The 22,708-nt window shown below is 68.4% G+C and carries 17 protein-coding genes; 8 read left to right on the forward strand and 9 right to left on the reverse strand.

Annotated features, from left to right (window positions below):
- Window positions 1–44: 44 nt before the first annotated feature.
- The 6 genes from QT382_RS14820 to QT382_RS14845 all read left to right on the forward strand — a co-directional run bounded on the left by QT382_RS14820 (window position 45) and on the right by QT382_RS14845 (window position 10,661).
- On the forward strand, window positions 45–902 hold the full coding sequence (locus QT382_RS14820) for an AAA family ATPase (protein ID WP_289254876.1): 858 nt from the start codon (window positions 45–47) through the stop codon (window positions 900–902).
- Window positions 902–1,501, forward strand: a complete 600-nt coding sequence (locus tag QT382_RS14825; protein WP_289254877.1) for a GNAT family N-acetyltransferase — start codon at window positions 902–904, stop codon at window positions 1,499–1,501. The genes QT382_RS14820 and QT382_RS14825 overlap by 1 nt, the downstream gene beginning before the upstream one ends.
- Before the next feature lie 167 nt (window positions 1,502–1,668).
- A complete protein-coding gene (locus tag QT382_RS14830; RefSeq protein ID WP_289254878.1) occupies window positions 1,669–3,693 on the forward strand; it encodes a S9 family peptidase in 2,025 nt (674 codons plus the stop codon).
- A gap of 10 nt (window positions 3,694–3,703) precedes the next feature.
- Window positions 3,704–4,888 (forward strand): vWA domain-containing protein, encoded by a 1,185-nt coding sequence (locus tag QT382_RS14835; RefSeq protein ID WP_289254879.1) that lies wholly within the window; start codon window positions 3,704–3,706, stop codon window positions 4,886–4,888.
- Window positions 4,885–6,693 carry an autotransporter assembly complex protein TamA gene (locus QT382_RS14840; protein WP_289254880.1) on the forward strand — a complete coding sequence of 603 codons (1,809 nt, stop codon included), beginning with the start codon at window positions 4,885–4,887 and terminating at the stop codon, window positions 6,691–6,693. Before QT382_RS14835 ends, QT382_RS14840 begins: the two co-directional genes overlap by 4 nt.
- The gene (locus QT382_RS14845; RefSeq protein ID WP_289254881.1) at window positions 6,690–10,661 is read left to right on the forward strand and encodes a translocation/assembly module TamB domain-containing protein; all 3,972 of its coding nucleotides are present in this window, start codon (window positions 6,690–6,692) and stop codon (window positions 10,659–10,661) included. Before QT382_RS14840 ends, QT382_RS14845 begins: the two co-directional genes overlap by 4 nt.
- 6 nt (window positions 10,662–10,667) lie before the next feature.
- On the opposite strand, the gene QT382_RS14850 is transcribed toward QT382_RS14845, so the two are convergent.
- Window positions 10,668–12,767, reverse strand: a complete 2,100-nt coding sequence (locus QT382_RS14850) for a sodium:solute symporter family protein (protein ID WP_289254882.1) — start codon at window positions 12,765–12,767, stop codon at window positions 10,668–10,670.
- Window positions 12,768–12,847: 80 nt separating this feature from the next.
- The gene (gene ppsA / locus QT382_RS14855) at window positions 12,848–15,247 is read right to left on the reverse strand and encodes a phosphoenolpyruvate synthase (protein ID WP_289254883.1); all 2,400 of its coding nucleotides are present in this window, start codon (window positions 15,245–15,247) and stop codon (window positions 12,848–12,850) included.
- A 210-nt stretch (window positions 15,248–15,457) separates the two neighbouring features.
- Between ppsA and ppsR the strand changes: the two genes are divergently transcribed.
- Together ppsR and QT382_RS14865 are read left to right on the forward strand one after the other, a co-directional pair.
- Window positions 15,458–16,279: a posphoenolpyruvate synthetase regulatory kinase/phosphorylase PpsR gene (gene ppsR, locus QT382_RS14860; RefSeq protein WP_289254884.1), complete on the forward strand. Its 822-nt coding sequence runs from the start codon at window positions 15,458–15,460 to the stop codon at window positions 16,277–16,279.
- Complete coding sequence (locus QT382_RS14865) at window positions 16,279–17,154, forward strand: EamA family transporter (RefSeq protein WP_289254885.1); 876 nt, start codon at window positions 16,279–16,281, stop codon at window positions 17,152–17,154. The genes ppsR and QT382_RS14865 overlap by 1 nt, the downstream gene beginning before the upstream one ends.
- Before the next feature lie 13 nt (window positions 17,155–17,167).
- Here the strand turns inward: QT382_RS14865 and QT382_RS14870 are convergent, their stop codons facing one another.
- From QT382_RS14870 to lpxD, 7 genes are all read right to left on the reverse strand, one after another.
- The gene (locus QT382_RS14870; protein ID WP_289254886.1) at window positions 17,168–17,809 is read right to left on the reverse strand and encodes a thiol:disulfide interchange protein DsbA/DsbL; all 642 of its coding nucleotides are present in this window, start codon (window positions 17,807–17,809) and stop codon (window positions 17,168–17,170) included.
- A gap of 85 nt (window positions 17,810–17,894) precedes the next feature.
- Entirely contained in the window at window positions 17,895–18,677 is a 783-nt protein-coding gene (locus tag QT382_RS14875) for a TrmH family RNA methyltransferase (RefSeq protein WP_289254887.1), read from the reverse strand.
- The gene (rnhB, locus tag QT382_RS14880; RefSeq protein ID WP_289254888.1) at window positions 18,674–19,300 is read right to left on the reverse strand and encodes a ribonuclease HII; all 627 of its coding nucleotides are present in this window, start codon (window positions 19,298–19,300) and stop codon (window positions 18,674–18,676) included. Before rnhB ends, QT382_RS14875 begins: the two co-directional genes overlap by 4 nt.
- Complete coding sequence (lpxB, locus tag QT382_RS14885; protein WP_289254889.1) at window positions 19,269–20,420, reverse strand: lipid-A-disaccharide synthase; 1,152 nt, start codon at window positions 20,418–20,420, stop codon at window positions 19,269–19,271. Before lpxB ends, rnhB begins: the two co-directional genes overlap by 32 nt.
- A 4-nt stretch (window positions 20,421–20,424) precedes the next feature.
- A complete protein-coding gene (gene lpxA / locus QT382_RS14890; RefSeq protein ID WP_289254890.1) occupies window positions 20,425–21,207 on the reverse strand; it encodes an acyl-ACP--UDP-N-acetylglucosamine O-acyltransferase in 783 nt (260 codons plus the stop codon).
- A 7-nt stretch (window positions 21,208–21,214) separates the two neighbouring features.
- A complete protein-coding gene (fabZ, locus tag QT382_RS14895) occupies window positions 21,215–21,658 on the reverse strand; it encodes a 3-hydroxyacyl-ACP dehydratase FabZ (protein WP_289255463.1) in 444 nt (147 codons plus the stop codon).
- 8 nt (window positions 21,659–21,666) lie between these two features.
- Window positions 21,667–22,701: a UDP-3-O-(3-hydroxymyristoyl)glucosamine N-acyltransferase gene (gene lpxD, locus QT382_RS14900; protein ID WP_289254891.1), complete on the reverse strand. Its 1,035-nt coding sequence runs from the start codon at window positions 22,699–22,701 to the stop codon at window positions 21,667–21,669.
- Between the last annotated feature and the right edge of the window lie 7 nt (window positions 22,702–22,708).

The following is a 22,708-nucleotide window of genomic DNA, read 5'->3' on the forward strand; positions in this document are numbered from 1 at the left end:
GCCCGTATACTGGTCCGCCGCCTCTGTCGTCCTTGATCCACGCCATGAAATTCGCAGGTTCCGACCAGTACATCGCCACCGACGACCTGATGCTGGCGGTCAACGCCGCGATCAAGCTGCAAAGGCCGCTGCTGGTCAAGGGCGAGCCCGGCACCGGCAAGACCATGCTGGCCGAGGAAGTGGCCCGCACCCTGGGCATGCCGCTCTTGCAGTGGCACATCAAGTCGACCACCAAGGCCCAGCAGGGCCTGTACGAGTACGACGCCGTCAGCCGGCTGCGCGACAGCCAGTTGGCCGGCATCGAAGGCTCGGAGCGGGTGCGCGACATCCACAACTACATCGTCAAGGGCGTGCTGTGGCAGGCCTTCGAGGCCGAGCAGCCGGTGGCCCTGCTGATCGACGAGATCGACAAGGCCGACATCGAGTTCCCCAACGACCTGCTGCGCGAACTCGACCGCATGGAGTTCTACGTCTACGAGACCCGCCAGCTGGTCAAGGCCCGGCACCGGCCCCTGGTCTTCATCACCTCGAACAACGAGAAGGAGCTGCCCGACGCCTTCCTGCGCCGCTGCTTCTTCCACTACATCAAGTTCCCGGACGCGGCCACGATGCAGAGCATCGTCGACGTGCACTTCCCCGGCATCAAGGGCGAGCTGCTGGCCGCCGCGCTGAAGAGCTTCTACGAGGTGCGCAATCTGCCGGGCCTGAAGAAGAAGCCCTCGACCTCGGAGCTGATCGACTGGCTCAAGCTGCTGCTGGCCGAGGACATCCCGGTCGAGCAGCTGCGCGCCGAGGGCGACAGCAAGGTCACGATCCCGCCGCTGGTCGGTGCCCTGTTGAAGAACGAGCAGGACCTGACCCTGTTCGAGAAGCTGGTCTTCATGCAACGGAACAACCGCTGATGGCGGGCAACATCCTCGAGCCCGTCACCCTCGCGGGCCGCCACGCCCGCCTCGTTCCCCTGTCGGCCGACCAGTTGGAGGGCTTGAAGCAGGCCTCCGCCGACGGCGAGCTGCACCGGCTCTGGTACACCAGCGTCGCCGCGCCCGAGCGCATGGAAGCCGAGATCGCCCGCCGCCTGGCTCTGCACAAGGCCGGTTCCATGCTGCCCTTCACCGTGCTCGACGCCGAGGGACATGTCGCCGGCATGACGACCTACATGAACATCGACCTGGTGCACCGCCGGGTCGAGATCGGCTCCACCTGGTACGCCCGCCGCGTCCAGCGCAGCGGCCTGAACACCGAGTGCAAGCTGATGCTGCTCACGCACGCCTTCGAGACGCTGGACTGCATCGCCGTCGAGTTCCGCACCCACCGGCTCAACACCCAGAGCCGCCGCGCCATCGAGCGCCTGGGCGCCCAGCTGGACGGCATCCTGCGCGCCCACCAGCGCACGGCCGACGGCCATCTGCGCGACACCTGCGTCTACAGCATCACGGCGGCCGAATGGCCGACGATCAAGGCCCATCTGCAATGGCAGCTGGAGAAACCCAGGGATTGAATCGGAGGCCCCTCGCCCGGTCTTGCTCCGCTGAACGCGAGCAAGCCCGGTCGGTCCCCCGAGGGGACGACGATGCATGCGGCGTCGAGCCGCATGAGCATCGCCAACGCGGGCCGGCTTGGGAGCGGCCCGGCGCTCGGCCCACCACTCGATAGATAGGCATTGCTATGGCCAACGGCAGAAAACCTTTTGACATCGATGCGCTGTGGGCGCTGGACCGGGTCGGGGCGCCCAGCCTGTCCCCCGACGGTGCCCAGGCCGTGGCGAGCGTGGTTCGCTACGACATGGAGAAGAACCAGGCGCGCTCCAGCCTGCATCTGCTGTCCACCCTGGGCGGCGAGCCGCGCGAGCTGACCCAGTGCGGCGACAAGGACGGCGCGCCGCAATGGAGTCCGCAGGGCGACCAGATCGCCTTCATCGCCCGCCGCGAGCAGCAGGGCGAGAAGGACGAGACGCCCCAGCTCTACCTGATACCGCCCGATGGCGGCGAGGCCCGCCGCATCAGCCAGCTGGCCACCGGCGTCGAGTGCTTCAAGTGGTTTCCGGACGGCCAGCGCATCGCCTTCGTCTCCTGGGTGTGGCCCGGGCTCAAGGGCGCAGCCGCGCAGGCCAAGGCCTGGGCCGCCCACAAGGATCGCAAGGCGACCGGCCAGGTGACCGAGGAAGCCCAGTACCGCTTCTGGGACCACTTCATCCCCATGGGCCGGGTGGCCCATCTGCATGTGCTGGACCTGAAGACCGGCAAGACCCGCGACCTGTTCGAGGGCACGGACTACGAGCTGGCCCGCGACGACCCGGGCCATGACGGCTTCGACATCTCGCCCGATGGCCGCCGCATCGTCTTCGCCTTCGATCCCGCGGCCGAGCAGCGCCTGGACCATTGCCAGGCGCTGGCCGAGATCGAGGTCCGCAGCGGCGCCGTCCAGCTGCTGCTGCAGGACAAGGATTGGGACTTCACGGCTCCGGTCTACAGCCATGCCGGACACCACCTGGCCTTCCTCGCCAGCCACCAGGCGCTCAAGAGCACGGCACCCAAGCAACTGGCGGTGCTGGACACGCAAGGCCATTGGGCCGTGCTGTCGGAAGACTGGGACCATGAGGTCGAAGCACCCTTGCGCTGGGATGAGGACGACCTCGGCCTGATGTTCTGCGCCGAGGACCGCGGCCGCCGCCACCTCTGGCGCTTCGACGTCAAGACCTGCGCCGCCTTCGTGATCTTCCGCGGCGGCCATGCAGCCAGCTTCGCTCTGGAGGCCGGCACCCTGCTGGTCAACCACGATGCACTGGACCATCCCTCGCGCCTCTCGGTGCTCGAAGCCGAGGGCGACGAGGAAGGCGAAGGGGCGCGCTGGCAGCGCATCGAGCAGTTCAACGACAAGCAGCTGGCCGGCCAACGCTTCGGCAAACAGGAGGAGCTCTGGTTCGAGGGCGCCAAAGGCGAGCCGGTCCAGATGTGGCTGCTCTACCCGCCCGGCTTCGACCCGCGTCGCAAGCAGCCGCTCTTGCACCTGATACACGGCGGGCCGCACACGGCCTTCGGGGACAGCTGGCACTGGCGCTGGAACCACCAGGTCTTCGCCGCCCAGGGCTATGTGGTGGCCAGCGTCAACTACCACGGCTCCTCGGGCTTCGGCTACCAGTTCCTCGATTCGATCACCGGCGACTGGGGCCCGCTGGAGATGCAGGACATCGAGGCCGCCACCGACCTGCTGCTCAAGCGAGCCTGGGCCGACAGGCGCCGGCTGTTCGCCAGCGGCGGCAGCTATGGCGGCTACATGGTGGCCTGGATGAACGGCCACCTGAAGGCCGGCCGCTACCAGGCCTATGTCTGCCATGCCGGCTGCTTCGACTGGCAGGCCATGATGGCCGACGACGTCTACGGCGGCCATGCCCGCGAACTGGGCGCCTGGTACTGGGACGACGCGAAGCAGATCTCCAAGCAGAGCCCGGCCAGCTACGCCGGCGCGATGAAGACGCCGACCCTGGTGGTCCACGGCGCGCTGGACTACCGCGTGCCCGACGCCCAGGGCCTGGCCTACTACAACACGCTCAAGGCCCGCGGCGTGCCGGCCCGCCTGGTCTGGTTCCAGGACGAGAACCACTGGATCCTCAAGCCCCGCAACAGCCGGCTCTGGTACGGCGAGTTCTTCGCCTGGCTGGAACGCCACGACCCGGGCCGCAAATCCCGATAATTGCCCGACCATGCTGATCCCCTTCTTCTTCACGCTGCGCGCCGCCAAGCTGCCGGTCTCGGTCAAGGAGTACCTGACCCTGATCGAGGCGCTGAAGAAGGGCGTGATCGGTGGCGACGAAGGCACGCCTTCGGTGGACGACTTCTACTTCCTGGCCCGCACCTGCCTGGTCAAGGACGAGGCCCATTTCGACCGCTTCGACCGCGCCTTCTCCGCCTACTTCAAGGGCGTGGAGCTGCTGACCGATTTCAGCAAGGAAGTGCCGGCCGAATGGCTGAAGCAGCACCTGGAGCTCAACCTCACGCCCGAGCAGAAGGCCGCCCTCGAGAAGATGGGCTGGGACGAGCTGATGGAGACGCTGAAGAAGCGGCTCGAGGAACAGAAGGAACGCCACGAAGGCGGCAACCGCTGGATAGGCACGGGCGGCACCAGCCCCTTCGGCAACAGCGGCTACAACCCGCAGGGCGTGCGCATTGGCGGCAAGGGCGGCAACAAGAGCGCGGTCAAGGTCTGGGAGCAGCGCAGCTACCGCGACTACGACGACCAGCTGGAGCTGGGCACGCGCAACATCAAGGTGGCGCTGCGCCGGCTGCGCCGCTTTGCCCGCGAAGGTTCCGACCTGGAACTGGACCTGGACGACACCATCCACAAGACCGCCGCCAACGCCGGCTTCCTGGACATCCGCATGATTCCGGAGCGGCACAACAAGGTGAAGGTCCTGCTCTTGATGGACGTGGGCGGCACCATGGACGAGCACATCCACCGCGTCGAGGAGCTGTTCTCCGCCACCAAGAGCGAGTTCAAGCACCTGGAGTTCTATTACTTCCACAACTGCGTCTACGACTTCGTCTGGAAGAACAACCGCCGCCGCTTCGCCGAGAAGTTCCCGACCTGGGACATCATTCGCAAGTACAACCGCGACTACAAGCTGATCTTCGTGGGCGACGCGACCATGAGCCCCTACGAGATCCTGCAGCCCGGCGGCAGCGTGGAATACAACAACGAGGAGGCCGGCGCCGAATGGCTGCAGCGCCTCACCCATGCCTTCCCCAAGTACGCCTGGATCAACCCCGAGCCGCAGGGCGTCTGGCAGTACCGCCAGAGCATTGCACTCATCCAGCAGCTGATGCACCAGCGCATGTTCCCGCTGACGCTGACCGGCCTGGAAGGGGCCATGCGCCTGCTGTCCAAATGACGGGCCTGCGTCTGCTTTGCGCCGCGCTGGCCCTCAGCCTCGGCGGCTGCGCCCTCTTGCGCAGCGAGTCAGAGAAGCCGGCCGCCAAGGCCGAGCAAGCCACGCTGGTCCAGGCCTACGAGCTGCAGATCGAGGCTCCGACCTCCAATCTGCGCGAGCTGCTTGAAGAGCACCTGGACCTGGCCCGCTTCCAACGCACGCCCGAGGCCGAGCGACCGAGCAGCGTCGAGCTGGACCGCTTGCGCCTGCTGGCCCCGGCCCAGGCCAAGGCCCTGCTGGAAACCGCCGGCTATTTCGATGCCCAGGTCGAGGCCAGGCTGGAAGCCCGCGACAGCAGCAAGCCGCTGATACGCATCCAGGTCACGCCTGGTACGCCCAGCCGGGTCCGCAGCATCGCCTGGGCCTTCGAGGGCGAGGTCGCCGGCCCCCAGGGCGCTGCGCTGCGCGAAGCCCTGCAGTCCAACTGGCCGCTGGAAGCCGAGTACCGATTCACGCAGACGCGCTGGGCCACGGCCAAGAGCGAGGCCCTGGCCCGCGCCCGCACCCAGGGCTATCCGCTGGCCCGCTGGGCCGACACCGCCGCGCGCGTGCTGCCGGCCGAGCATGCGGTGGACATCAGCCTGAGCTTGGACAGCGGCCCGCTGTTCCGCCTCGGCGAGCTGCGCATCGAGGGCCTGGAGTTCTACCCGGCCGAGGCCGTGCAGCGCCTGGCCGGCTTCGAACCCGGCCAGCCCTACAGCGAGAAGGCCCTGCTCGACTTCCAGGACCGATTGCTCAAGACCCAGCTGTTCGACGCGGTCACCATAGACATCCAGCGCGAAGCCGAGCAGTCCAGCGCCACGCCGGTGATCGTGCGGGTGCGCGAGGCGCCGCGCCAGCAGGCCACCACCGGCATCGGCTATCACGCCAACACCGGCCAGCGCGTGCTGCTCGAGCATCTGCACCGCCAGCCCTTCGGCCTGCCGATCCGGGCCCGCACCAAGCTCGACCTGGGCCGCGACCTGCGCGCGGCCGAGCTGGAGCTGTCCTCCTACCCGCAGCCCGACATGCAGCGCAACCTGATGGCCCTGCGCGGCGCCCAGGACCGCTCGGGCGACAAGATCGTCGACAGCTTCAGCATCCGCCTGGGCCGGCTGCGCGAGACGGTGGAGAACGAGCGCCTGGTCTTCGTCGAGGCCCTGCGCTCGCGCGAAAGCTCGGCCACGGGCCGCATAGACGGCGGCGCCCTCTCGCTCAACGGCAACTGGACCCGCCGCCGCCTGGACAGCGTGCTGTTGCCCACCGAAGGCCATTGGGCCAAGCTGGAACTGGGCCTGGGCCGCGCCGACAGCAGCGTGGCGCAGAACGGCATCTTCGGCCGCGCCCTGCTCAAGCTCGGCTGGTACAAGCCGGTCGGCGGCTGGTTCGCCAGCGCCCGCACCGAGGTCGGCCAGCTGCTGGCCGCCGATGCCGTGGGCATCCCCGAGACCCTGCTGTTCCGCGCCGGTGGCGACGACTCGGTGCGCGGCTATGCCTATCGCTCGCTGGGGCCGCTCAAGAGCGGCCTGGCCGTGGGCGGCCGCTCGCTGTGGACCGGCAGTGTCGAGCTGGCCCGGCCGGTGAGCGCTGAGCTGTCCAGCGTCTGGGGCGCGGTCTTCGTCGATGCCGGCCAGGCGGCCGAAAGCTTCGGCCAGCTGAAGCCCGACCTCGGCTGGGGCGCCGGCGTGCGCTGGCGCAGCCCGGTCGGGCCCTTGCGGCTCGACGTGGCGCGCGGCCAGGCCACGGGGCGCTGGCGCTTGCACTTTAGTGTCGGGATTGCGCTATGAAGCGCGGCCATCGCTGGTCCCTGCTGCTGGCGGTGCCGGCCGTCGCGCTGTCGTTGGCGGCCGGCACGGCCCTGCTGCTCAAGACCGAAGCCGGCACGGCCTGGCTGCTGCGCCATCTGCCTGGCGTCGAGGTGCAGGCACCTCAGGGTCCGCTGCTGGGCAGCTTCTCGGCCCGCCACGTGTCGCTGGACATTCCCGGCGGCGACCGACTGCTGATCCAGGGCCTGCGCTGGCAAGACCTGGCACTGGACCTGTTCCCGCTGAAGCTGGCCACGCCGCTGCTGGCGGCCGACAAGCTCGAATACCGCAGCGCGCCGACCGCCAAACCCAAGCCGCTGCAGGCACCTACGGATCTGCATTTGCCACTGGCTGTGGAGGTCGACAAGCTCGAGCTCGCCGAGCTGATCGTCCCCGGCCTGGAGAAACAGCCGCTGCGCCAGCTGCAGGCCTCGGTGACTCTGAATGGCCGGCATGAGATCAAGCTGCGGCGCCTCAAGTGGGACCGGCTGCAGATGGAAGGCCAGCTCCATCTCGGCGCCGATGCTCCACTGCTCTTGCAGGCGACGCTGAAGCTGCAGGACGACGGCAGCCTGGGCCGCCCCTGGGATGCGCATTTGCAGCTGAGCGGCCAGCTGAGCGAGATCGCGGTCCAGGCCGGCCTGCGGGCTGAGGCGCAGGCAATGCAGGTCCAGGCCCGCGTCCAGCCCTTTGCCGCCTGGCCGCTGGCCTCGCTGCAGGCTCAAGTCGATTCGCTGGACCTGGCTGCCCTCTACAGCCAGGCGCCGCACACCAGGCTCACGGGCAAGGCCGAATTGAAGTCCATCGGCTGGCAGCAGCCGGCCCAGTTGCAGCTTCAGCTCAGCAATCCGCAGGCCGGCCGCTGGGACCGCGAGCGCCTGCCGATCCGCCAGCTGCAGGCCAGCCTGCAAGCGAATCCCGAGCATCCCGAGCTGTGGCATCTGCAGTCGCTGGACCTGGACCTGGGCAGCGCCGGCCGCGTCACGGCCCAGGGCCGCCAGGCCGCCGAGCAGCGCTGGCAGGTCGAGGCCCGCGTGGCCGAGCTGCGCCTGGCCGAGCTCGATGGCCGGCTGGCGCCGCTGCGGCTCTCCGGCCCGCTCAAGCTGCAAGGCCAGGGTCTCACCGGCAAGCGCAGCCTGCAGGCCCAGCTGGAGGGCCGGCTCGAATCGCGACCGGCCACGCCGCTGCAGGTCCGCCTGGCGCTGGACAGCCAGGACCAGCATCTGCAGCTGCGCCAGCTGCTGCTCGAATCCGGCACGGCCAAGCTGCAGGCCACGGCCGAGCTGGACCTGGCCGAACGCTGGCGCGCCAGCGGCCAGGCTACGGTCCAGGCACTCGATCCGCGTCTGCTGTGGGCCGGCCAGGCCGGGTCGGCCTGGCAGCGCGGCGAGCATGGCCTGAATGCCGAGGCGCGCTTCGACTTGCGAGCGCCTGCTTCATCGGCCTCTCGCTGGCCGCTGGGGACGGCGAACCTGCAACTGCTGCCGAGCAAGCTGCAGGGCCAGGCCCTGCAGGGAGAGGCCAGCTACCTTGGCGAGGCCGACAGCCGCCTGCAGGCCAGCTTCGCCAGCGGTGAGAACCGCTTGCAGCTGAGCGCAGACCCGACCGGCGCGCGCGCCGAGCTGAAGGCGCCGCAGCTCGCCAGCCTCGCTCCGCTGCTGTCGCTGTGGCAGATCAAGCTGGCGGGCGCCGCCGAGGGCAAGCTCCAGACACGGCTCGATGCCGCACTGAAGCCTGTCGCCGCCACTGTTGAACTGCAGGGCCGCGACCTGGTCGTGGCCAGCCCCGGCAGCAAGGACTGGAAGGCCACGCGCCTGAACGTCTCCGGCGAGCTGGCCAGCGCGCTGGACGCTCCGCTGCGCCTACAGGTCCAGCTCGACGGCCTGGGCCAGGGCCAGGGCCACATGCTCGGCCGCGGCCTGCTCGACCTGCAAGGCAGCTGGGCCCGCCACCAGGCCCGTATCGAACTCGATGCACAACTGGCGCTGAATCCCACGCTGCAGTCCTTGCTGGCGGAAGGCCCGACGCTACCCAGCCAACTGCGCAGCTCCTTGCAAGGCGGATTCGACCAAACACCGCTGGCAGCGGGCGACCACGCCCTGCGCTGGCAGGCCAGGTTCTCCGAACTGCTGGCGCGGCCCGCGCGGCCGCAGGCCCAGCCCTGGCTGAGCGGCAAGGACCTGGGCCTGGCCCTGGACTTCGATGCCGGCCTTTTCGTAGGCCCCAGCCGCTTCTCGCTGTTGCCCGGCCGGGCCGAGATCGGTGGCGCCGCGCTGGCCTGGCAGTCCGGCCGCTGGCAGGCCGCTCGCCAGCAGGCCGAGCCCGGCCAGCTGCAGGCCGATCTGAAGCTGGAGCCGCTGGCCATTGCACCGCTGCTCAAGCGCTGGCAGCCCGACTTCGGTTGGGGCGGCGACCTGGTGGTGGCCGGCCGCCTGCAACTGCGCGCCACGCCCCAGGTGGAGCTGGACATCGAACTGCAACGCGAACGTGGCGACCTCAGCGTGACCGACGAGCGCGGCCCGCAGCAGCTGGGGCTCTCGGCCCTGCGCCTGGCCCTGCAGGCCCGAGACGGGCGCTGGCAGCTGCAGCAGCAGTTCGAAGGCAGCAGCCTCGGCCGCTTGAGCGCCACGGCCAGCGCCAAGGCAGAGCCGCTGGATCTAATCCCCGGGCCGAAGTCGCCGCTGGACGGCAAGCTGCAGGCCGATGTGGCCAACCTGGGCCTTTGGGGCCGCTGGGTGCCGCCGGGCTGGCGCGTGGGCGGCCAGCTCGAGGCCGGCATGCAGCTGGCCGGCACGCTGCAGGCGCCGCAGCTGATAGGCCAGGTGCAGGGCCGCCGGCTCTCGCTGCGCAATCCGCTGCTGGGCGTGGACGTGCGCGACACCGAGTTTCTGCTCAAGCTCAATGGCGAGAACGCCCAGCTCGAACGCCTGCTGGCGCGCGGCCCCGAAGGCCTGCTGACCGCCAGCGGCACGGCCCAACTGGGCGAGAAGCCGCAGGCCAGCCTGCAGCTCAAGGCCGAGGGCCTGACCCTGCTCAACCGCGTGGACCGCCGCGCCCAGATCAGCGGCGAGGCCAAGCTGGCCCTGGCCGAGCAGTCGCTGGAGCTGGACGGCAGCCTGCGCCTGGACAGCGCCCTGTTCGACTTCTCGCGCGGCGACGCGCCGACGCTGGATGACGACGTCACGGTCGTGAGGCCGCAGCAGCAGGCCGCGCCGCCGACACCGGTCGCACCGGCCAAGCAGCGCCGCGTGCGGGTCGACATGCAGCTGGACATGGGCGAGAAGCTGCAGCTGCGCGGCCGCGGCTTCGAGAGCCGCCTGGTCGGCCAGCTCAAGCTGAGCCAGCGCGACGCGAGCATCCGGCTGAACGGCATCCTGCGCACCGAGGGCGGCACCTATGCAGCCTACGGCCAGAAGCTGGAAATCGAGAAAGGCGAGCTGATCTTCACCGGCCCCTACGACAACCCGCGCCTCGACGTGCTGGCCCTGCGCCCGAACACCGACGTGCAGGTCGGCGTGGCGCTGGGCGGCACCGCGATCTCGCCGCGCATCAAGCTCTACTCCGACCCGGAGATGAGCGATACCGACAAGCTCTCCTGGCTCTTGCTCGGCCGTGCGCCCGAAGGCCTGGGCCGCGCCGACACCGCCGTGCTGCAGCGCGCCGCCCTGGCCCTGCTCAGCGGTGAGGGCGAAAGCCCCTCGGGCCGCTTGATGAAGAACCTGGGACTGGACGAGCTCTCGCTCTCGCAGAACGAGGAAGACAGCCGCGGCACCGTGGTGCGGCTGGGCAAGCAGCTGTCACGGCGCTGGTACGTGGGCTACGAGCGCGGCCTCAACGCCACCTCGGGCAGCTGGCAGCTGATCTACCGCATCGCCCAGCGCTTCACGCTGCGGGCTCAGAGCGGGGACGAGAACGCGCTGGACCTGATCTGGCAGTGGCGCTGGAAATAGGCAGGCTCAGCGCGGGACCGGGCCGGCCGGTGCGTGCAGCGCCTCGACCAGGTCCTGATGCTCCTGCGCCGGAGCGCGAGTCAGCAGGCTGACTGTGATGCAGGCCGCAAAGGCCGCCGGCACGCCGAACACACCGGCCGACAGCGGCTGTATGCCCCACCAGAGCTCGGGCGGCCCGGCCAGCTTGAAGGCCGAGCGCAGCCAGGGATGGGCCGTGACCATGTAGTAGGCGGTCACCGAGAGGCCGCAGAGCATGCCGGCGATGGCCCCGGGGCCATTGGCCCGTTTCCAGAAGATGCCCAGCACCAGCACCGGGAAGAAGGCCGAGCCGGCGAACGAGAAGGCCGCCGTCACCAGGAAGAGGATGTCGGCCGGCTTCTGCGCCGCGATGGCCGCGGCAGCCAGGGCGGTCAGCAGCAGCAGGGCCTTGGACAGGGTCACGCGGCGCGAGGCCGAGGCGCGCGGGTTCAGCGTGCGGTAGTAGACGTCGTGTGACAGCGCGCCTGAAATCGTCAGCAGCAGGCCGTCGGCCGTGGACAGCGCCGCCGCCAGGCCGCCCGCCGCCACCATGCCCGAGACCACATAGGGCAGGCCGGCCATCTCCGGCGTGGCCAGCATGATGATGTCGCCGCCTATGCGCATCTCGCCGAGCTGCAGCAGGCCGTCCTTGTTGACGTCGGTCACCGAGAGCAGGCTGGAATCCACCCTCGCCCATTGCGAGATCCAGGCCGGCAGCTGGTCGAAGGGCGTGCCCACCAGGTTGTTGAAGATCTCGTACTTGACCATCACGGCCAGGGCCGGCGCGGTGAAGTACAGCAGGCAGATGAAGAACAGCGACCAGCCGACCGAGCGGCGCGCCTCGGCCACGCTGGGCGTGGTGAAGTAGCGCACCAGGATGTGCGGCAGGCCGGCCGTGCCGACCACCAGGCAGAACACCAGGGCCAGGAAGTTGCGGCGCGACTCGCCGAAGGCCTGTCGCTGCTGGGCATTGCCCTCGGGGTCGCCAGCGAACTGCTGGGCATGGGGCGGCATGCCGCCCAGCGGCTTCGAACGCTGCTCGGCCTGGGCTTGCGCGCGGCGCCATTGCTCCTCGGCATCGGCCGGCGTGCGCGGCAACGCGGCCCGGCGCTTCTCGGCGTGCTGGATCTCCGCCAGCGGCGCGTCCTCGGCCTTGAGCGCCGCCACCTGGCGCGTGGCCGCGAGGCGCTCGCGCGCCAGGGCGGTGTTCACGTCAAGCAGCTTCTCGCGGTAGTCCTCGGCCTGCTTGGCAAAGTTCTGCATCACGACCAGCTCGCGCGGATCGTTCATCAGCTCGCGCTCGCGCTGGCTGACGCTTTGCAGCTGGTAGCCATAGGCCAGCTGCGGCACCGGTGCGCCGGTCTGCTTGATCGACAGCCAGACCACCGGCACCACATAGGCCAGGATCAGGATGATGTACTGGGCCACCTGGGTCCAGGTGACGGCCCGCATGCCACCGAGGAAGGAGCAGACCAGCACACCGCCCAGGCCGACGAAGACGCCGATCTCGAAGGTCAGGCCCGAGAGCCGCGTGGTGATCAGGCCTATGCCGTAGATCTGTGCCACCACGTAGATGAAGGACACGAGGATGGCCGCCGTCACGCCCACCAGGCGCACGGCATTGCCGCCGTAGCGTTCGCCCAGGAAGTCGGGCACGGTGTAGCGGCCGAACTTGCGCAGATAGGGCGCCAGCAGCAGGGCCACCAGGCAGAAGCCGCCGGTCCAGCCGACCACGAAGGCCAGGCCGCCATAGCCCGACAGGTAGAGCGTGCCGGCCATGCCCAGAAAGGTGGCGGCGCTCATCCAGTCGGCACCGGCCGCCATGCCGTTGTAGAAGGCCGGCACCTGGCGGCCGGCCACGTAGTACTGGTCGGCATCGGTGGTGCGACACAGCACGCCTATGCCGGCGTAAAGCAGCACCGTGGTCAGCAGGAAGATGAAGCCTATCCAGCTCTTGGGCAGACCCATGCGCTCCAGCACCGCCAGGCCCAGCACGAAGGCCACGAAGCCGACGGTGAAGCCACCGTAGATGCGGTGGAGCTTGCGCTGCAGCACCGAGGTGCTGCTCGAAGGGTCTTGCTGTGCCATCGGGCGCCGATCATGCCGGCCGGCGCCGCGGGCTGTCGATACCGACGAACCCGCGAGCGGACGACATCAGCGCCTAGACCTCACTTGCGGACGGCCAGCCTTTGCCATGTGTCAATCACCGTGTCGGGATTGAGGGAGATGGAGACTATGCCTTCCTGCGCCAGCCATTCGGCGAAGTCCGGATGGTCGCTGGGGCCCTGGCCGCAGATGCCTATGTACTTGCCGGTGGCCCGGCAGGCGGTGATGGCGCGCGAGATCATGGCCTTGACCGCCGGATCGCGCTCGTCGAAGTCACCCGCCAGTTGCTCCAGGCCCGAGTCGCGGTCCAGGCCCAGGGTCAGCTGGGTCAGGTCGTTCGAGCCTATCGACATGCCGTCGAAATGCTCGAGGAAGGCCTCGGCCAGGATGGCATTGCTGGGCACCTCGCACATCATGATCACGCGCAGGCCGTTGCTGCCGCGCTTGAGACCGCGCTCGGCCAGCATCTCGACCACGCGCGAGGCCTGGCGCACGGTGCGCACGAAGGGCACCATGATCTCGACGTTGTTCAGGCCCATGTCGTTGCGCACGCGCTTGAGCGCCTCGCATTCCATGGCGAAGGCGTCGCTGAACTCGCCGCTGATGTAGCGCGAGGCGCCGCGGAAACCCAGCATCGGGTTCTCTTCGTCCGGCTCGTAGCGCGAGCCGCCGATCAGCTTGCGGTACTCGTTGCTCTTGAAGTCGGACAGGCGCACGATCACCGGTCGCGGGAAGAAGGCGGCGGCAATCGTGGCGATGCCTTCGGCCAGCTTGTCCACGTAGAAGGCGCGCGGCGAGGCATGGCCGCGAGCCACCGACTCGACCGCCTTCTTCAGGTCGGCGTCGATGTTCGGATAGTCCAGGATGGCCTTGGGGTGGACGCCTATGTTGTTGTTGATGATGAATTCGAGGCGGGCCAGGCCCACGCCGCCGGACGGCATCTGCGCGAAGTTGAAGGCCAGCTGCGGATTGCCGACGTTCATCATGATCTTGATCGGGCAGTACGGCAGCTCGCCGCGGTGCACCTCGCTGACCTCGGTCTCCAGCAGGCCGTCGTAGATGTAGCCGGTGTCGCCTTCCGAGCAGGCCACGGTGACCAACTGGCCGTCCTTGAGCTTCTCGGTGGCATCACCACAACCAACCACGGCCGGGATGCCCAGCTCGCGAGCAATGATGGCGGCGTGGCAGGTGCGGCCGCCGCGGTTGGTGACGATGGCGCTGGCGCGCTTCATCACGGGCTCCCAATTCGGGTCCGTCATGTCGGTGACCAGCACATCGCCCGGCTGCACCCGCTCCATCTCGGCCACGCTCTCGACCAGGCGGACCGGGCCGGTGCCTATCTTCTGGCCGATGGCGCGGCCCTCGGCCAGCACGGCGCTGTGGCCCTTGAGCTTGTAGGTGTGCTCGACCTGGCCCTCGGCCTGGCTCTTCACCGTCTCGGGGCGGGCCTGCAGGATGTAGAGCTTGCCGTCCTCGCCGTCGCGGCCCCATTCGATGTCCATCGCGCGGCCGTAGTGCTGCTCGATGATCAGCGCATAGCCGGCCAGCTCGACCACCTCGGCATCGTTCAGCGAATAGCGGTTGCGCTGCTCGGGCACGGTGTCCACGGTCTTGACCAGCTTGCCGCTGGCGGCCTTTTCTTCCGGCGTGGCGAACTCCATGCGTATCAGCTTGGAGCCCAGGTTGCGGCGGATCAGCGGGAACTTGCCGGCCTTGAGCGCCGGCTTGTGGACGTAGAACTCGTCCGGGTTCACGGCGCCCTGCACCACGGTCTCGCCGAGGCCGTAGCTGGAGGTGATGAAGACCACGTCGTTGAAGCCGCTCTCGGTGTCGATGGTGAACATCACGCCGGCCGAGCCGAGGTCGGAGCGAACCATGCGCTGCACGCCGGCCGACAGAGCCACTTCGCTGTGGGCGAAGCCCTTGTGCACGCGGTAGCTGATGGCGCGGTCGTTGTAGAGGGAGGCGAACACCTCCTTCATCTTGTGCAGCACTTCCTCGATGCCATGCACGTTCAGGAAGGTTTCCTGCTGGCCGGCGAACGAGGCGTCGGGCAGGTCTTCGGCCGTGGCCGACGAGCGCACGGCGAAGCTGACGCCGGGGTTGTCGGCGGTCAGCTGGGCGAAGGAGCTGCGGATCTCGGCTTCCAGCGCGGCCGGGAAGGGCTGAGCCTCCAGCCAGCCGCGGATCTCGGCCCCGGCCTCGGCCAGCGCGCGGACGTCGTCGGTGTTGAGCGTGGCCAGGCGCTGCTCGATGCGCTTGTCCAGGCCCTCGTACTTGAGGAACTCGCGGAAGGCATGGGCCGTGGTGGCAAAGCCGCCGGGCACGCGCACGCCGGTGGCGGCGAGCTGCGAGATCATTTCGCCGAGGCTGGCGTTCTTGCCGCCAACCACCTCGACGTCGGTCATTCTCAGATTCTCAAAGGGAACGACCAGGGCGGTCGCGTCGAAGCGAGAGGACATGGGAGGACTCCGTGATGTTGAAAACCGGGGGCTCCCGCCGACCGCGGGTCGGCGCAGCGGGCCTCAAGAGACGATGCCGCGGCCGACCCAGGATTTCTGGATTCTTGTGAGGCTGGGGGGGCGTACATCGGAGGCGTCGCTGGGGGCGTTGCGGGCGATTCTAAGGGGCAAGCCCACTTATGATGAACCCAGTTTCCAAGGGGTTACCGCATGCCCAATCACACCGTCTACTTCGTCTCGGACGGCACAGGTATCACGGCCGAGACCTTCGGCAATTCCATCCTGGCCCAGTTCCCGGGCAAGTTCCGCCATGTGCGCCGGCCATTCGTCGACACCGCCGAAAAAGCTTACGAGGTGGTAAGGGAAATCAATGCCGCCGGCGAGGCCGAGGGCCGCCGGGCCATCGTCTTCGCGACCTTGGTGAACCGGGAGGTGCTGGCCATCTTCCGCGAGCATTGCCAGGGCAAGATGCTGGACATGTTCGGCACTTTCATCGAGCCGCTGGAGGAGGAGTTCCAGGTCAAGAGCAACCACCGCGTGGGCCGCTTCTCCGACGTGGCCAAGAGCCAGGAGTACCACGACCGCATCGAGGCGATCAATTTCTCGCTGGCCCATGACGACGGTCAATCGGCCAAGAACCTGGATTCGGCCGAGGTCATCCTGGTCGGCGTCAGCCGCTGCGGCAAGACGCCCACCTCGCTCTACCTGGCCATGCAGCACGGCATCAAGGCGGCCAACTATCCGCTGATCCCCGAGGACTTCGAGCGCAACAAGATCCCCGGCTCGCTGGCGCCCTACAAGGCCAAGTGCTTCGGCCTGACCATCGATCCGGACCGGCTGAGCCAGATCCGCAACGAGCGCCGCCCGGGCAGCAAGTACGCCGACCTGGTGAACTGCCGCTACGAGGTCAACGAGGCCGAGAAGATGATGAAGCGCGAAGGCATCTCCTGGCTGTCCTCGACCCACAAGTCGATCGAGGAGATCGCCACCACCATCCTGCGGGACATCCGGCCTGATCGCCTGATCTACTGATGCCGGCTACCGCCATCGCGCTGGTGCTCTGCGCCGCGCTGCTGCATGCGCTCTGGAACCTCGGGGCCAAGAAGGCCCAGGGCAACCACCATTTCGTGCTGGCCTGCTCGATGGGTGTCAGCCTGCTGTGGGCGCCGCTGGCCCTCTACGTGGGCTGGGACCAGTTTCCGCAGTGGAGCACCCAGGCCTGGCTGGCCGCGCTGGCCAGTGCCGTGCTGCATCTGGTGTATTTCAATTCACTGCTGGCCGGCTACCGGGCATCGGACCTGAACGTTGTCTATCCGGTGGCGCGAGGCAGCGGCCCAGCCTTGTCGGCCACGGCGGCCGTGCTGCTGCTGGGCGAGCAGTTGGGCACCGCGGGCTGGCTGGGCTTGGCGGGCGTGGTCGGCGGCATCCTCTTGATCGCGGCCGGGCCCGGCCTCTGGCGCAAGGGTGATCCGATCGCGGCCGAGCGGCGCAAGAAGGGCATCGCCTGGGGCGCGCTGACCGGCGCGCTGATCGCCGGCTACACCGTGGTCGACGGCTATTCGGTCAAGGTGCTGATGATCTCGCCGCTGCTGCTGGACTGGGTCTGCAATGTGCTGCGCGTGCCCTTCATGCTGCCCGCCGTGCTGCGCGACCACCAGGGATTCATGCCGGCGCTGCGCCGGCAATGGCCTTATGTGCTGATGGTCGCGGCGATGAGCCCGCTGGCCTACATCCTGGTGCTCTATGCAATGCAGCTGGCGCCGCTTTCGCGCGTGGCGCCGGCCCGCGAACTGTCCATGCTGGTGGCCGCCCTGCTGGGCGGCCAGCTGCTCAACGAGGGCGAGCGCCACTGGCGCCTGGTCGGCGCCGCCTGCATCGCGGCGGGCGTCGTGGCCCTGGCGCTCTGAACCGCTCTGCCGATCAGCCGCGCGGCAGGGTCAGCAGGTAGTTCAGGACCTCGATGGCCTGGGCCTCGCCGCCGGCCATGCTGGGCGAGGTCAGGTAGCGGCCGTTCACCGCCAGCGTGGGCACCGTGTAGGTGTCGCCCATATAGCTGCGGATCAGGGCTGTGGCCTGCTGGCAGCGGGCTTGAACGGTGAAGGACTCGTACTGCTGGGCGAACTTGGCCGTGTCCACGCCCAGCTTCTTCATCAGGCCCTGGATCTCGGCCAGCTCGCCCAGCGCGGCCGGGTCGGCCTGCACGGCAGCGAACACCTGGGCATGCAGGGATTCGGCCAGGCCCATGCCCTGCAGCGCGAAGAAGATGCGCTGATGGGCCTTGCTGGCGCCGTGGATGATGGCCGGGCTGCGGCGGAAGGCCAGTTGGGCCGGCTTGCGCGCCAGCCACTGGTTCAGCGTCGGTTCGAAGCGATAGCAATGCGGGCAGCCGTACCAGAAGAACTCGATCACCTCGCCGGTCTTGCTGGCCACCGGCTGAAGGTTCTGCAGCTTGCGGTAATGCTGGCCCTCGACAGGCTTGCCCTGGGCCCAGGCCGGCAGGGCGAGGGTCGTGGCCGCCAGGCCACCGGCTTGCTGGATGAATTCACGTCGGGTCGTCGTCATGCCGGAAATGCTCCACTGGGTCGTACAGGCTGGCGCATTCTGCACCAGGGTTCGGGCCTGGGCCCGTGGTCAGCCAACGCGGCAATCAAACCAGGCGCTGACGTGCACTTTCGTAAAGGCAGATGGCGGCGGCACTGCCCACGTTGAGCGACTCCTCGCCACCCGGCTGAGGGATGCCCACCGTCAGCGAGCAGCGCTGCATCAGCTCGGGCTGCACGCCCTGCCCTTCATGGCCCATCACCCACGCGCAGGGGCTGGGCAGGCGCAGCTGGTGCAGCTGCTTGTCGGCATGGGAGCTGGTCGCGACCAGGGGCACTTGCAGAGCGTCCAGGTCGGCCGGCGCCAGGCCCTCGACCAGGCGCAGCCCGAAATGCGCGCCCATGCCGGCCCTGAGCACCTTGGGCGACCACAGGGCGGCCGTGCCTTTGAGCGCCAGCACCTGGCGAAAGCCCAGGGCCGCGGCGCTGCGCAGGATGGTGCCCACGTTGCCGGCGTCCTGCAGACGGTCGAGCACCACCGAGTCCAGGCCGGGCTCGGGCCGCGCGTCCAGCGCATGCGGCACCTCGAAGCCGATCTGGGCCGGTGACTCCAGGCCGCTGATGGTCTTGAACAGGGCCACCGGCACGACCAGCACCCGCGGCGCCGCTTCGGCCAGCTCGCGCAGAGCATCGATGGCCCAGGCGGCTTCGGTGATCACGGCCAGCTGGACAGCATGCTGCCTTTGCAGCGCAGCGCGGGCCAGGTGGTCGCCTTCCAGCCAGACGCTGCCAATCTTTCGATAAGCACCCGGATCGGCTGCCAGCTTACGCAGCCGCTGCAGCACCGGGTTGTCGCGCGAGCTGATGTGGAGGATTTTGCTTTCGCTCATGATTCTTGGAGGACCTCGCGCACCGGCGCGAACGAGCGCCTGTGCCAGGGGCTGACGCCATGCTCGCGCAGGGCGGCCAGGTGTTCGGCCGTGGGATAGCCCTTGTGCATGGCGAAGCCGTATTCGGGATGGGCTTCGTGCATGCCGAGGCAGAGCCGGTCGCGATGCACCTTGGCCAGGATGGAAGCGGCCGAGATGGCCGGCACCTTGGCATCGCCCTTGACAATGGCCTCGGCCGGGATCTTGAGCACCGGCAGGCGGTTGCCATCGACCAGCACCAAGACCGGCTTGAGGCGCAGGCCCTCGACCGCCCGGCGCATGGCCAGCATCGTGGCCTGCAGGATGTTGAGCCGGTCGATCTCCTCGACCGTGGCCTCGGCGATGCAGCAGCACAGGGCCTTGGCGCGGATCTCGTCGAACAGGCGCTCGCGCTTCTTTTCGCTCAGCACCTTGGAGTCACCGAGGCCCGCGATGGGCTGCTCGGGATCGAGGATCACGGCCGCGGCCACGACCGGGCCGGCCAGCGGGCCGCGGCCGGCCTCGTCCACGCCGGCCACCAGTCCGGGCGCCTCCCAGGCCAGGCCCAGCTGCTCAGGCGCGGCCAATGACTTGCGCAATCGCATCGGCGGCCACCTGCGCGGTATTGCGGCGCAGCACCTCGTGTTGTTCGGCAAAGCGCAGGCGCACGCGGGCGCAGCGCTCGGGATCGTCCAGCCAGGCCAGGCCTTCGCGGGCCAGGTTCTCGGGCGTGCATTGCTCCTGGATCAGCTCGGGCACCAGGAACTCGCGGGCCAGCACATTGGGCAGGCCGTACCAGGGCTGGTAGTTGCGGCCCTTGATGCGCCACCAGTTGAAGGCGTGCATCTTGTAGGCGATGACCATGGGCCGCTTGAACAGTGCCGCCTCCAGCGTGGCCGTGCCGCTGGCGACCAGGGTGATGTCGCAGGCGGCCAGGGCCTCGTGCGAGCGGCCGTCCAGCACGCTCAGCTTCAGGCCTTGGCCGTGACGCTGGATCAGCGGATCAATCAGCTTGCGCAGCCCCGGCGCCACCGGCATCACGAAGCGCAGCCCGGGCCGGGCGGCCTGCATCTGCTGGGCCGCCTTCAGCAGCGGCTCGGCGATGTAGCGCACTTCGCTGCGGCGGCTACCCGGCAATAGCGCGACCACCTCGGCATCGGCCGGCAGCTGCAGCAGCTCGCGGCAGGCCGCCTGGGGCGGCTCCAGCGGAATGGCATCGGCCAGCGGATGGCCAACATAGGTCGCGCCGATGCCATGCTTGACCAGCAGCTCGGGTTCGAACGGGAACAGGCACAGCACATGGTCGGCCGAGGCCTTGATCTTGGTGACCCGCTCGGCCCGCCAAGCCCAGATCGAGGGGCAGACGAAATGCACCGTCTTGACCCCGCCCTCGCGCAGCCGCCGCTCCAGGCCGAAGTTGAAGTCCGGCGCGTCGATGCCGATGAAGACATCGGGCTTGCGCTCCAGCAGGCGATTGCCCAGCTGCTTGCGGATGGACAGCAGCTCGTGCAGGTTCAAGAGCGCGTCCACATAGCCGAAGATGGCCAGCTTGTGGTGCGGCCACCAGGCCTCGAAGCCTTGTGCCGCCATCTTGGGACCGCCGATTCCGACTGCCGTGAGCCCGGGCCAGCGAGCCTTGAGGCCCTGCAGCATCAGGCCGGCGAGCAAGTCACCGGAGGCCTCGCCGGCCACCATGCCAAGCCGAGGCGCAGTGTCTTGCTTCATGGCTTCAGCGGACGATGCCGCGCTGGGCCTTGCTCAGGAAGTCCAGCATCAGCTCGACTTCAGTGTCACCACCCTGCCCGCGCAGCTGGCCAATCTCGGTGATGGACTGCTCCAGCGTCAGGCTGCTGCGGTACAGCAGCTTGTGGATCTGCTTGATGACCGCCAGCTGCTCGCTGGTGAAATCACGGCGGCGCAGGCCGATCAGGTTGAGGCCACGGGCCGACAGCGGATGACCGTCGACCATCATGAAAGGCGGCACGTCCTGCGAAACATGGGCCTGGAAGCCGATCATCGCGTGGTCGCCAATGCGCATGCGCTGCAGCACGCCGGTGAGGCCGCCTATGGTGACCCAGTCGCCCACCTGCACATGGCCGGCCAGCGTGGCGCCATTGGCCAGCACGCATTGGTTGCCCAGCACCACGTCATGGGCCAGGTGCACGTAGGCCATGATCCAGTTGTCGTCGCCGACCTTGGTCTCGCCCCGGTCCTGCACCGTGCCTATGTTGAAGGTGCAGAACTCACGCACAGTATTGCGGTCGCCTATCACCAGCGTGGTGGGCTCGCCGGCGTACTTCTTGTCCTGGTTGGCCGCGCCAATCGAGCTGAACTGGAAGAAGCGGTTGTCGCGGCCAATGGTCGTGTGGCCTTCGATCACCACATGGGGGCCGACGACGGTGCCGGCGCCAATGCGCACATGGGGGCCGATCAGCGTGTAGGCGCCGACCTCGACCGAGCCGTCCAGCTCGGCCGCCGGATCGATGATCGCGGTCGGATGGATGCGGCTCATGGACGTATCAGGCCTCGATACGACGCATCGTGCACATCAGCTGCGCCTCGGCGGCGACTTCCTCGCCGACCAGGACCTTGCCGCTGAACTTGTAGATGCCGGCCTTGGCGCGCTCCAGGGTCACGTCCAGGAACAGCTGATCGCCGGGCTCGACCGGACGCTTGAAGCGGGCGCCGTCGATGCCGGCGAAATAGACCACCGACTTGTCGTCCAGCTCCATGTCGGCACTGACCAGGGCCAGCAGCGTGGCCGCCTGGGCCAGGGCCTCGATCATCAGCACGCCGGGCATCACGGGACGATGCGGGAAATGGCCGTTGAAATGCGGCTCGTTGATGCTGACGTTCTTCAGTGCGCGGATGTACTTGCCCTTCTCAATCGTCAGCACGCGATCCACCAGCAGGATCGGGTAACGGTGGGGCAGCTTCTTCAGGATCTGGTGGATGTCCAACATCGTCTCGTTCATTTTGAATTCTTCTCCAGGGCGCGGACTCGCTCGCGCAGGGCGTGGAGTTGGCGCAGCGTGGCCGCGTTTTTCTCCCAGCTGGCATTTTCGTCGAAGGGGAACATGCCGCTGTAGACCCCCGGCTTGTTGACCGAACGCGTGATGGCCGTGCCGGCGGAAACATGGACACCGTCGACCAGGCTCAGGTGGCCCAGGATGATGGCCGCGCCGCCGACTGTGCAATGCTTGCCAATCACCGCACTGCCCGCCACGCCGACGCAGCCGGCCATGGCCGTGTGCTCGCCTATGTGCACGTTATGGGCGATCTGGATCAGGTTGTCCAGCTTGACGCCGTTCTCGATCACCGTGTCGCCCAGGGCGCCGCGGTCAATGCAGGTGTTGGCGCCTATCTCGACGTCATCGCCGATGCGCACCGCGCCCAGCTGCTCGATCTTGACCCACTGGCCCTGGCTGGGCGCGAAGCCGAAGCCATCTGCGCCTATCACCACGCCGCCATGGACGATGCCGCGTTCGCCGATGCTGCAGTCGAAGCCCAGCGTGACTCGCGCCGCCAGCCGGGTACCCGCACCAATGCGGGCATGGGCTTCGATCACGCAATGCGGTCCGATGCTGGCGCCGTCACCGATGACGGCACCGTCCTCGACGACGGCCAGGGCGCCGATGCTCACGCCGGCCCCGATCTGCGCCGTGGGCGCAATGACGGCCGAAGCGTGGATGGTGGCCGCGGCCTGGGGGCGCACGCGGCGGGCCCACCACTGGGTCAGCCGGGCGAAGTACAGGTAGGGGTCAGCGGTGACGATGGCGGCGCCACGGGCGGCGGCCGCTTCGGCCAGCGCCGGCGCCACGATCACGCAGGCAGCGCGGCTCTCAAGCAGCTGGGACTGATAGCGCGGATTGGCCAGGAAGGCCAGGGAATGCTCGCCGGCTTCGGCCAGCGGCTGCAGGGCCAGGATCTGCGTTGAGGGATCACCAAGAAGATCGCCGCCCAAGGCGGCGATGACTTCAGCCAGCGTGGTGGCGGTGGCGGCCACTCAGTCA

The organism is Pelomonas sp. SE-A7, assembly GCF_030345705.1.
Taxonomy (GTDB): domain Bacteria; phylum Pseudomonadota; class Gammaproteobacteria; order Burkholderiales; family Burkholderiaceae_C; genus JAUASW01.